General features: G+C 69.2%; 11 protein-coding genes and 2 pseudogenes. 7 read left to right on the plus strand and 6 right to left on the minus strand.

Going from position 1 to position 10,835, the window contains the following annotated elements:
- Window positions 1-502 (minus strand): substrate-binding domain-containing protein (locus x551_RS13875; RefSeq protein ID WP_216701324.1); only part of this gene is annotated, 502 nt, incomplete at its 3' end.
- A gap of 323 nt (window positions 503-825) precedes the next feature.
- Between x551_RS13875 and x551_RS13880 the strand changes: the two genes are divergently transcribed.
- A complete protein-coding gene (locus x551_RS13880; protein WP_036230954.1) occupies window positions 826-2,703 on the plus strand; it encodes a phosphoenolpyruvate carboxykinase (GTP) in 1,878 nt (625 codons plus the stop codon).
- A gap of 79 nt (window positions 2,704-2,782) precedes the next feature.
- On the opposite strand, the gene x551_RS13885 is transcribed toward x551_RS13880, so the two are convergent.
- The gene (locus x551_RS13885; RefSeq protein WP_011831277.1) at window positions 2,783-2,995 is read right to left on the minus strand and encodes a hypothetical protein; all 213 of its coding nucleotides are present in this window, start codon (window positions 2,993-2,995) and stop codon (window positions 2,783-2,785) included.
- A 118-nt stretch (window positions 2,996-3,113) separates the two neighbouring features.
- Complete coding sequence (locus x551_RS13890; RefSeq protein ID WP_036230955.1) at window positions 3,114-3,368, minus strand: hypothetical protein; 255 nt, start codon at window positions 3,366-3,368, stop codon at window positions 3,114-3,116.
- A gap of 142 nt (window positions 3,369-3,510) precedes the next feature.
- Between x551_RS13890 and x551_RS13895 the strand changes: the two genes are divergently transcribed.
- The 3 genes from x551_RS13895 to x551_RS13905 are packed head-to-tail and all read left to right on the plus strand — an operon-like array spanning window position 3,511 to window position 5,580.
- Window positions 3,511-4,275, plus strand: coding sequence for a YecA family protein (locus x551_RS13895; protein WP_036230956.1), 765 nt, complete (start codon window positions 3,511-3,513; stop codon window positions 4,273-4,275).
- A 50-nt stretch (window positions 4,276-4,325) separates the two neighbouring features.
- On the plus strand, window positions 4,326-5,105 hold the full coding sequence (locus x551_RS13900; protein WP_011831274.1) for a metallophosphoesterase: 780 nt from the start codon (window positions 4,326-4,328) through the stop codon (window positions 5,103-5,105).
- A gap of 52 nt (window positions 5,106-5,157) precedes the next feature.
- Window positions 5,158-5,580, plus strand: a complete 423-nt coding sequence (locus x551_RS13905) for a universal stress protein (RefSeq protein WP_011831273.1) — start codon at window positions 5,158-5,160, stop codon at window positions 5,578-5,580.
- 10 nt (window positions 5,581-5,590) lie between these two features.
- Here the strand turns inward: x551_RS13905 and x551_RS13910 are convergent, their stop codons facing one another.
- Window positions 5,591-6,205, minus strand: coding sequence for a TetR/AcrR family transcriptional regulator (locus x551_RS13910; RefSeq protein ID WP_011831272.1), 615 nt, complete (start codon window positions 6,203-6,205; stop codon window positions 5,591-5,593).
- A 165-nt stretch (window positions 6,206-6,370) separates the two neighbouring features.
- Between x551_RS13910 and x551_RS24420 the strand changes: the two are divergent.
- Window positions 6,371-6,727 (plus strand): annotated as a pseudogene (locus x551_RS24420) (MaoC family dehydratase); the annotation flags it as partial.
- A gap of 106 nt (window positions 6,728-6,833) precedes the next feature.
- A complete protein-coding gene (locus tag x551_RS13920; RefSeq protein ID WP_011831270.1) occupies window positions 6,834-7,340 on the plus strand; it encodes a flavin reductase family protein in 507 nt (168 codons plus the stop codon).
- A 72-nt stretch (window positions 7,341-7,412) separates the two neighbouring features.
- Here the strand turns inward: x551_RS13920 and x551_RS13925 are convergent, their stop codons facing one another.
- Together x551_RS13925 and x551_RS13930 are read right to left on the minus strand one after the other, a co-directional pair.
- On the minus strand, window positions 7,413-7,673 hold the full coding sequence (locus x551_RS13925; protein ID WP_036230957.1) for a PEP-CTERM domain protein: 261 nt from the start codon (window positions 7,671-7,673) through the stop codon (window positions 7,413-7,415).
- 164 nt (window positions 7,674-7,837) lie between these two features.
- Window positions 7,838-9,640: an ABC transporter substrate-binding protein gene (locus tag x551_RS13930; RefSeq protein ID WP_011831268.1), complete on the minus strand. Its 1,803-nt coding sequence runs from the start codon at window positions 9,638-9,640 to the stop codon at window positions 7,838-7,840.
- A 170-nt stretch (window positions 9,641-9,810) separates the two neighbouring features.
- On the opposite strand from x551_RS13930, the pseudogene x551_RS13935 reads away from it, so the two are divergent.
- Window positions 9,811-10,748 (plus strand): annotated as a pseudogene (locus x551_RS13935) (ABC transporter permease).
- Window positions 10,749-10,835: the final 87 nt, after the last annotated feature.

Consider the following 10,835-nt stretch of genomic DNA (forward strand, 5'->3'; position numbering starts at 1 on the left):
GCTCGCCCGGGGTCACGAAGACGGCCTCGCCTCGCTCGCCGGCCGCGACGATGCGGCCGAGAGCGGTGGCGGCGTCGCGTTCGCCGGCGATGCCGGCCGGGTCGCCACGGGCGGCACTCTTCTTCGTGGCCTTCAGCGGCGCAGGTCCGACCAGCACGAAGTCGCCCAAGGCGATCGGACGGCGGTCGTGCACCAGGTTCTGCCGCTCCAACGCCCGTTCGAGTTCGGGCGCCTGCGTCAACGCGGCGTCCAGTTCTCCTCGTTCGAGCTGCGGCAGCAGCAGGCCGCTGGGGCCGGGTCGCCAGTCGATCGCCAGCCCCGTGTCGCGGGCGATGGCGGTGCGCAAGCGCGCGGCGAGGCCGGAGGCCTGCAGGTCGGCCTCGACCCCCACGGTGATCCGGCGATCCAGGCCGCGCTGGGCCCAGGCGGGCCCGACCAGCGCCACGGCCAGGGCGCCCAGAGCGCGGCGTCGTCGTCGATCGAACACGGGGGCTTGCATCACCCATGTTAAGGGGGGAGCCGCCGTGGACAGGGGGTGCCGGCGGGCGCCGCCGCCGGCAAGATCGGTTCAGCCTTTGGCTGACACCGCGGGGCGGGCGCGTCCGGCGCGCACTTCGAGGGTCAGGTCAAGGCGCAGAGAAAGGCCACGCATGTGGTCATGCACAAAGTGCATATCACCATCCTGTCACGCCGAAGTCACACCCCTACACTTTCTTTCAGGCATCTCCAGAGCAGTCCCGACCAGGGTGGGATCGATGCCGCCAGTGCCCGCCCCTCCTGCCGTTTTGCAGGCACTGACGAGATCCATTCCTTCCCGGAGAAACGATGAATCACCCCGCCATGCAAGGGCTTCGCGTCGAAGCGCCTGCCCATGTAAAGAACGCTCGCCTGATCGCCTGGGTGGCCGAGATGGTTGCGCTGGCCCAGCCCGCGGCGATCCACTGGTGCGACGGCTCGCAGGCCGAGTACGACCGCCTGTGCGGCCAGCTCGTCGAGGCGGGCACCTTCCGCAAGCTCAACGAGGCCAAGCGGCCGAACAGCTACCTGGCCTGGAGCGATCCGAGCGACGTGGCGCGCGTCGAGGACCGCACGTTCATCTGCTCCGAGAAGAAGGAAGACGCCGGCCCCACCAACAACTGGACCGCGCCCGAAGAGATGCGCGCTCTGTTGCAGACCGGCCGGGCCGACGGCACGCCCGCTCTGTTTGCCGGCTGCATGCGTGGCCGCACGATGTATGTCGTGCCGTTCTCGATGGGACCGCTGGGCTCACCGATCGCGCACATCGGCGTCGAGCTGTCCGACTCGCCCTACGTCGCCGTCAACATGAAGATGATGACGCGCATGGGCAAGCCGGTGCTGGAGGTGCTGGGCAGCGACGGCGACTTCGTGCCGTGCATGCACACCGTCGGCGCGCCGCTGGTCCCCGGCCAGAAGGACGTGGCCTGGCCATGCAACAAGACCAAGTACATCGTCCACTACCCCGAGACGCGCGAGATCTGGAGCTACGGCTCGGGCTACGGCGGCAATGCACTGCTGGGCAAGAAGTGCTTCGCGCTGCGCATCGCCTCGACGATGGGCCGTGACCAGGGCTGGCTCGCCGAGCACATGCTGGTGCTGGGCGTGAAGAACCCGCAGGGGCAGAAATTCCACGTGGCCGCCGCCTTCCCCAGCGCCTGCGGCAAGACCAATTTCGCGATGCTGATCCCGCCCGCCGGCTTCGAGGGCTGGGAGGTGACGACCATCGGCGACGACATCGCCTGGATCAAGCCGGGCGCCGACGGCCGCCTCTACGCGATCAACCCCGAGGCGGGCTACTTCGGCGTGGCGCCAGGCACCAACGACCAGACCAACCCCAACTGCATGGCCTCACTGCAGCGCGACGTGATCTTCACGAACGTGGCGCTGACCGACGACGGCGACGTCTGGTGGGAGGGCATGACCGCCTCCGCGCCCGCCCACCTGGTGGACTGGCAGGGCAAGGACTGGACGCCGGCGCTGGCCAAGGAAACCGGCGCGAAGGCAGCGCACCCCAATGCACGCTTCACCGTGGCCGCCATCAACAACCCGGTGCTCGACGAGAACTGGGACAACCCGGCCGGCGTGGCGATCGACGCCTTCATCTTCGGCGGCCGCCGCTCGACCACCGTGCCGCTGGTGACCGAGGCGCGCGACTGGGTCGAGGGCGTCTACATGGCCGCGACCATGGGTTCCGAGACCACCGCCGCAGCCGCCGGCCAGCAGGGCGTTGTGCGCCGCGATCCGTTCGCCATGCTGCCCTTCATGGGCTACAACATGAGCGACTACTTCCAGCACTGGCTGACGCTCGGCCGCAAGCTGCAGGACGCCGGCGCCAAGCTGCCGAAGATCTACTGCGTCAACTGGTTCCGCAAGGGCGCCGACGGCAAGTTCGTCTGGCCGGGCTACGGCGAGAACATGCGTGTGCTGAAGTGGATGCTCGAGCGAGTGCAGGGCAGTGCGCAGGGCAGCGAGAACGTCTTCGGGGTCAGCCCGCGCTATGAGGATCTGGCGTGGAACGGTCTGGACTTCACGCCGGCGCAGTTCGGCAGCGTGATCGGCGTCGACCGGGCCGCGTGGCAGCAGGAGCTGGAACTGCATGCGGAGCTGTTCGCCCAGCTTGCCCACCACCTGCCGCCCGAGCTTCCGGCCACCAAGGCCCGCATCGAGCAGCGACTGGCCGGCTGAACGGTCCGGGACCGGGTCGCCGGCGCCCCACGAACAAGGCCGCCCGAGGGCGGCCTTGTTCGTGGGGCGCGACCGTGGCTCAGAGCCGCACGGTGGCGCCGCGGTACAGCGCGTCGACCGTGCGACGGGCCGCGCGCTGGTCCAGCGAGACCTCGCTGAACTGGTCGAGCCACGCCGCCGGGGCGCTGCCCGCCGTGGGCCGCGGCGTGTCGCCGCCGAAGATCTGAAAGGCGGTGCCGACCGACCCGACCGACTCGGCGATCGCGGTGCCGAGCACTTGATAGATGTTCACGAGAATCCTCGAGGTGAATGACGGACTGCGCCGCCGATGCTGTAGATATTAAGGGTTAACCCTCGATTTGCGAATGCCGTTGCGGCATGCGGGCGAGCGGTCGCCCGCATGGCGGCGCTCAGGAGCGCTGCGTCTCGCGTTCCCAGCGCCGCGCGGCGCCGCGCAGGTCGGCGGCCAGGCCGGGATCGATGCTCTGGTATTTGTCAGCGAGCGCCCACAGTTGCGGCAGGTCTTGCCGCGGATCGTGAGCTTGCCGGCGCTTCGCCAAGCGACCGGCGGCCCATTGCCAAGCGGCTGCGACCGCGCGGGCCAGGGGTTCGGCGCCACGGGGGGCCTTGCGAGGGGCCACGGCCTGAATGCTGATGGTGCTCATGACATGAACCTTTCCGTTCGTTCGGCCGAAGCCAATGACACAATTCTAGGGAAAACCCTTAGTCCGCGCACTCGACAAGGTCGTCTCCGCCGACGCACCGCGAAAAAGCGTGGCATCCGACCGGCATAGGACAATGGCTGCCATGTCTGCCTCCGCCCATTCCGCGCCCCTGACCGACCCGGAGATCACCGAGCTCGACGATCTGCTGGCCGCGATTCCCGAACCGCTCGAACCGCTGGACGCCGTGATGCTCGACGGCTACCTGTGCGGCGTGATCGCCCAGCCCGAACTGATCGACCCGGCGCGCTGGCTGCCACCGGTGTTCGACTGGAACTTCGGTGATCCCGACCAGCCCGACGCCGGCGTCGAGCTCACGCCGGACACCGCCGGCTGGCATGCCGCGAAGCACGAACGCCTGCTCGCGCTGGTGATGCGCCATTACGCGGTGCTGGAGCGACAGTTGCGCGAAGACGCGTGGTTCGACCCGCTGGTGATGCAGCCCGACGATGAGCAGGGCCACCCGCTCGAGGGCGCCGCGGCCATCGGGCCCGCCTTTGCGCCGTGGGCGATCGGCTTCGAGCACGCGCTGAACCAGTTCGACGCGCTCGAATCGCTCAAGCACGCCGACCTGCCGGACCTGCTCGCCTGCGTGCGCCGCCACTTGCCCGAGCAGACCGGCGACGACGCGGCATTCAAGAAGGCGCTCGACGACGAGCACCCGCTGCGCGGCATGGACGAGGCGATCGAGGATCTGGTGTCCAACGTGGTGGCGCTGGCCGATCTGGCCCGTGGCGAGCGACTCAAGGTCGAGACCGTGCGGCGCGCCGGCCCCAAGGTCGGCCGCAACGACCCTTGCCCCTGCGGCAGCGGCAGGAAGTTCAAGCAGTGCCACGGCCGCAACGCCTGAGCCGGCGGCGGCATCCTGGCCGCGGCCGGGCGCGCTGAAGGGCCCGGCCCGTGCGACTGCAACTGCTGTCGGATCTGCATCTCGAGACCGAGGCCTACACGCCCGAACCGTCCGGGGATGCCGAACTGCTGGTGCTGGCGGGCGATATCGACAGCCGCTGGGACGGGCTGGAGCGCTTCGCGCGCTGGCCGGTGCCGGTGCTGTTTGTCGCCGGGAACCACGAGTTCGACCGGCGCGAGCTGCGCAGTGCCTGGCCGGCGCTGCGCGAGCGCTGCGCTTCGCTCGGCATCACGCTGCTGGAGCGCGAGCAGCACCTCCGCACCGACAAGGCAGGTCGTCGCATCCGATTCGTGGCGACGACCCGCTGGTGCGACTTCGACCTGTTCGGTGCCGCGGGTCGCGAGCGGGCGATGCGGGCAGCCGGCTACTTCATGCATGTCATGCGGGCCCGCTGCGACGGCCGGCTGTTCGACGCGGCCGCGGTGCGCGACGAGGCACTGGCCTGTCGCGCCTGGCTGGCGCAGGCGCTGGCGGAGCCGACCGATGCCGACGCCACCGTCGTGATCACCCATTACGGGCCGAGTCTGCGCAGCGTCGACCCGCGCTATGGCGAGCAGCCCGGGTCGGCGAGCTTCTGCAACGCCGACGACGAACTGCTGCCGTTCGCCGACCTGTGGCTGCACGGTCACCTGCACTGCCGCCACGACTACAGCGTGGAACACCCGCCCGGCATGCCGCGGGCCCGCACCCGTGTGGTCAGCAATGCGCGCGGCCATGCCCGCAAGGGCGAGGCTGCGGGTCACGACGGTTTGCTGTGCATCAACGTCTGAGCGCCGTGGCTTGCGGCACACTGACAGCTCCATCCTGCACGAGGAGCGAACGATGAAGATCCTGGCCGCCGTCGATGGCAGCAGCTACACGAAGCGCATGCTCGGCTACCTGACGGCGCATGCCGAATGGCTGGTCGCCGGGCACGACATCACCGTGCTCACCGTCAGCGCGCCGGTACCGCCACGCGCGGCAGCGGCGCTCGACCGGGACACGATCCAGTCCTACTACGAGGACGAGGCGGAGAAGGTGTTCAAGCCGATCCGCGCGTTCTTCGCCAAGCAGGGCGTGAACGCCACGTTCGTGCGCAAGACCGGCCACGCGGCCGAGGTCATCGGCAAGACCGCCGAAGCCGGCAAGTTCGACCTGCTGATGCTCGGCTCCCACGGCCACGGCGCGCTGACCGGCATGGTGATGGGCTCGATCACCACCAAGGTGCTGGCATCCTGCCGGACCCCGGCGCTGCTGATCCGCTGAATGCGGCCGTTCAGGCCCGCGCGCCGACCAGGCCGCGGAAGCAGGTGCGCAGCAGCCACTCGATGATCTGCGCGTCGCTGTGCTGGCCGCCGGCCTTCAGCAGGCCGAGGACCGGATCGCAGGCGCGCGCGAACAGCGTGTAGAGCACCACCTCGGCCGGTAGTTGGCGGTCGATCTCGCCATCGGCCTGCGCAGCGGTGATCCAGGCGCCCAGCCGGTCACTGACCTCGAACAGCCGATCGAGGTAGCCGCGGTTCGCCATCAGCGCATTGCGCAAGGTCGAGTTCTGCGCCGGGAGCGACGGCATCTCGCCCGCCAGCTGGACCTCGAGGGTCCAGCGCGCAACGGCTTCGAGCCGTGCGATCGGCCGCAGTTGATCATCGGTTGCCAGGATCTCCGTGAAAGCGAGCGCCCGCTCCAAGACGCGAACCATCGCGGCCGCCGCCAGCTCTTCCTTGGACGTGAAGTGCTTGTAGAGGCTGGCCTTGGCGATCCCCACGTCGGCCGCCACCTCGTCCACCGTCATCGCCTCGAAGCCCTTTTCCGCCAGCAGGCGGTTGACCGAGGACACGATCGCGTCCTCGCGCGCGCGCAGCATCTGTTCACGGAAGGAGGTTTTCGCCATCCCGGAATTGTAGGAGTGCGCCTGCCGCGCTGTACTGACGGGTCGCGGCGCTACTCGCGAGTCGCCTTGCGCCGCGCGCGCCGGCGCGGTCGCCGTGAGGCTCTGAGACACTCTCGGGGTACACCCCCTCCTCGACCCTGACCGGATCCCCGTGCGAACTGGACCATGACCTCTCAACCGCGCTATTTCTGGGAAGACTTCGGCGTCGGCAGCGTGCGCGAGTTCGGCGCCCACACGCTCGGCCGCGACGAGATCGTGCGCTTCGCCAGCGAGTTCGATCCGCAACCCTTCCATCTCGACGAGGAAGCCGGCCGGCAGTCGCTGTTCGGCGGCCTGGCGGCCAGTGGCTGGCACACCTGCGCGCTGGTGATGCGCATGATGTGCGACGAATACCTGCTCGATTCGTCCAGTCTCGGCTCGCCCGGACTCGAGCAGCTGAAGTGGCAGAAGCCGGTGCTGGTGGGCGACACGCTGCACGTGCGGATGACGGTGACCGACGCCCGCCCCATGACGAGCAAGCCGCACATCGGCCTGGTGCGCACCCGCTGGGAAGCGCTGAACCAGCGTGACGAGGTGGTGCTGGTGATGGAGGCTGGAACATGTTCCGCCGCCGCGACGTCCCGGCGCCATGAGCACGCCGCGCGCCCAGGCGCCGAGCTTCACGGCGGCGCATTTCCGCGCCGCGCTGGGCATGTTCGCGACCGGCGTGACCATCGTGACGGCACGCACCGCCGAGGGGCAGCGCGTGGGCCTGACGGCCAACTCCTTCAATTCGGTGTCGCTGGCGCCGCCGCTGGTGCTGTGGAGCCTGGGGCGAAGCGCCGGCACCATGCCGGCCTTCGCGCGCGGCTCGCACTACGCGATCAACATCCTGGCGGCCGACCAGCGTGAACTGGCCGAGCGCTTCGCGAGCAAGACCGCCGACCGCTTTGCCGGGGTGGCCTGGCGCGAAGGCGGTAGCGGTGCGCCGCTGATCGACGGCGCGGCCGCGGTGTTCGAGTGCTTCAACCGCAGCCAGTATGAGGAAGGCGACCACGTCATCTTCGTCGGCGAGGTCGAGCGCTGCAGCGTGACCGTCGGCGCGACACCCTTGATCTTCCATGGCGGGCGCTATTTCAGCGAACTGCCGCTCTGAGCGTTGCATCGCTCGGGGATGTGCAAATGACAAGGCCCGCCGAAGCGGGCCCTGCTGCGATACGAGCGGCGTTCAGTTGCGGCGTGTGCGGCGGCTGACCACGAAACCCATCACCAGGAAGGCGGCGAGCAGCTGCATGTAGGTGCTCGGCTCCGGCAGCGCGGTCACGTCGGCCGACTCCTGCACCGTGGAGCGAGCGGACAGCGCCTGGGTCGCATCGGCGTGGGTCGTCTGCGTGGCGACGCCGGCATTGATGGCCTCGGTGGCGGCGCTGGCCGTGCCAGCCACCAGCAGGCTTGCCGTGACGATCAGGGTCTGAAGGGCCTTGTTCATGGAGTGCATCTCTTGCCGTGGAGTCGTTGAGCAAGAGTTTGTCCGGCCGGGGCGGTGGCGGCAGCCCCCCCTTCGCGGGTGAGGCCCCCCGTGGTTCAGGGGGCTCGAAAGACGCATTCGAGGACTTGAGTCGGGTGCGCGTGAACAAGTCACGCAGCCCGCCGTCAAGGCGCGGCGGGGCGCCGTGCCGGATCGATGTCCACGTATTGCCACCAGTCGAGCCAGAACGGCGCACGCCGGTAGCCGACCACCCACGGATAGGCGAGGTCGGTGAGGATGCGGTGCACATGCACGCGATAGGGCGCATACGCCACCAGCAGCTTGGTCGCCTGGTCGAACAGGGCCTGGCGCTCGGGCCCGTCGGGCAGCGCATTGAGCTGCTCGTAGACGCGGTCGAAGGCCGGCAGCGCGAAGCGCGCGAGATTGCCCTTGCCGACCGACGCTCCGTAGGCGCGCTCCAGCGAGCCCTGGCCATCAGGTGAGCCCGCGCTGGAGCCCACGCGCCACAGCATGAAGCGCCCCGACCGCGCCGACTTCAGGTTCTCGGGCCACTGCGCTGTCTTGAGCACGGCGCGCAGCCCCAGCGCGTCCATGTTCTTCTTCCACAGCTCGTCGAGCTGACGCGAGGCCTGGTCCGACTGCGTCTTCATCTCAAGCACCAGCGGCTGGCCGTCGGGCTGCTCGCGCCAGCCGTCGCCGTTGCGGTCGATGTAGCCGTAGAGATCGAGCAGCGCCTTCGCGCGCGGCAGGTCGAAGGCGCTCATCTCGGTGCGCAGGTCGCTCCGGTAGCCGCTGGTCAGCGGCGGCATGATCGATTGCGCCGGGATCGCCTGGCCGCGCCGCACCAGCTGGATCTCGCGGCCGATGTCGGTGCCGAGCGCCATCGCGCGGCGCAGCGCCACCTTCTCCGGCGTGTAGCCGCCGACCAGCGGGTCCTCCATGTTGAAGACGGTCAGCGTCACGTCGGCACCGGGCACGCGGAACATCTGCAGACCGCGCTTGGCCAGGTTGGGGGCCAGCGTGCCGCCCGGTACGGCCTGGTCGACGAACTCGTTGGGCAGCCGCTCCAGCACGTCCTGCTCGCCGTTCAGGAAGGCCAGCCAGCGCGGCTGCGACTCCTCGATCACGGCGATCTCGACCCGGTCGACCATCGGCAGGCGCCGGCCCTTGAAGCGCTGCAGCAGCGCCTGGCCCTCGGCATCGTCTGCGTTCGGCTGGGCATCGTAGACCACCTCGCGATAGCGCGGGTTGCGCTCGAGCGCCATGCGCGAGCTGCGCCGCCATTCGGTGAGCCGGAACGGCCCGGTGCCGACCGGGTGCTCCATGATCTTGTCACCGTAGGCCTCGACCACCTCGCGCGCCACCGCGCCCACCACGTCGGAGGCCCAGCCGTAGAGGTGCCGTGGCCGCGGCTCTCGCAGCTGCACGCGGAAGGTGTAGCGGTCCAGCGCCCTCAGGCCCTCGACCTCGCGGTCGTAGTCGAACGGCTGGCCCTTCAGTGCCGCCTCGCGCAACTCGGCGAGTCCGATGATCTTCTCTTCTTCGAGCCCGGGCTGGGCCGGACTCTTGAGCTTGGGGTCGAAGACGCGCTTGACCGCGTAGACGTAGTCCTGTGCCGTCAGCTCGCGCGGCTTGCCCTTGAAGGCCGGATCGTCGGCGAAGTAGATGCCCGGCCTGATGCGGAAGGTGAAGCTGCGGAAATCGTCCGACACCTCGGGCATCGCCGCGGCGGTCGAGGGCCGCAGCTTGAAGGGCCGTGCGAGGTGGTCGTAGCCCAGCGGCGGCTCGAAGATGTGGGCCGTGATGATGCGCGAGTAGAGGTCGCTCACCTGCACCGGATCGAAGCCGGTCTCGGCCACCGGGAAGGCGTAGCGCAGGACCTTGGTCTCGGCCGCGAGGGCGGCGGCTGTCGTGCAGCAGGCCAGTGCCGCGAGCAGCAGCGCGCGCAGGGGGCGGGAGAGGCTCATGGGCGGGGCGGGCGGCTTCCGGTCGACGTGGCTGCATGCTATCGCGCACTCGGGCTTGTCCCGGCATCGGGGGAGCGACGCGATCAGGCTCTAGACTCGCGCCTGCACACACCCGTCGGCGGGCCCGCGCAGCGCGGCCGCTGCGATCCGTTTCCTGGAGTGCTTCGGCGATGGCGGCCTACCTGATCCGACGCCTGTGGCAAATGATCCCGACATTGGTCGGGGTCGTGCTGCTGGTGTTCTTCCTGTTCAAGACCTTCGGGGGCGACCCGGCCGAGATCCTCGGCGGCCTGAACGCCAGTGCCGAGCAGGTCGACGCGATCCGCGAGCAGCTCGGCCTGAACAAGCCGGTGTGGCAGCAGCTGTGGATCTTCGTGCAGCAGATCGTCACCTTCGATTGGGGCAAGAGCTGGGCCACCAACGAGGCGGTCAGCTCGCTGTTCGCGAGCCGCCTGCCGGCCACGCTGACGGTGATGACGCCGATCCTGCTGCTCGACGTGCTGCTGGCGATTCCGTTCGCGCTGGCCGTCGCCTACGTGCGCGGCTCGCTGACCGACCGCGCGATCATGGTCATCACCACCATCGCGCTGTCGATCAGCTTCCTGGTCTACGTGATCGTCGGCCAGTACGTGTTCGCGTTCCGGCTCGGCTGGTTCCCGGTGCAGGCTGGAGCGACAGCGTGTGGACCAACCTCGCGGTCTACGCCCCGCTGCCGGTGCTGCTGGCGGTGATGGTCGGCATCTCGCCGCAGACGCGGCTCTACCGCAGCTTCTTCCTCGACGAGATCGGGCAGGACTATGTGCGTACGGCACGCGCCAAGGGCCTCACCGAGACACGCATCCTGCTCAAGCATGTGCTGCGCAACGCGTTGATCCCGATCCTGACCAACGTGGCGGTGGCGCTGCCGGGCATCTTCGTCGGCTCCTTCCTGATCGAGACCTTCTTCTCCATCCCGGGCCTCGGACGCGAGGTGCTGCTGGCGGTGAACCGCAGCGACTATCCCGTCATCCAGGCCGTCACGATCTACATCGCGGTCATCACGATGCTGGTCAACCTGGCGACCGACGTGCTCTACAAGCTGGCCGACCCGCGGGTGGTGCTGAAATGAGCGCGCTGCCGATCGACGCGGTGACCGCGGCCACCGGCCCGGCGCGCTCCGAGGGCGTGTGGGCCGCAGCCTGGCGGCGCCTGCGCG

This window comes from Methylibium sp. T29 (genome assembly GCF_000576205.1).
GTDB lineage: Bacteria > Pseudomonadota > Gammaproteobacteria > Burkholderiales > Burkholderiaceae_C > Methylibium > Methylibium petroleiphilum.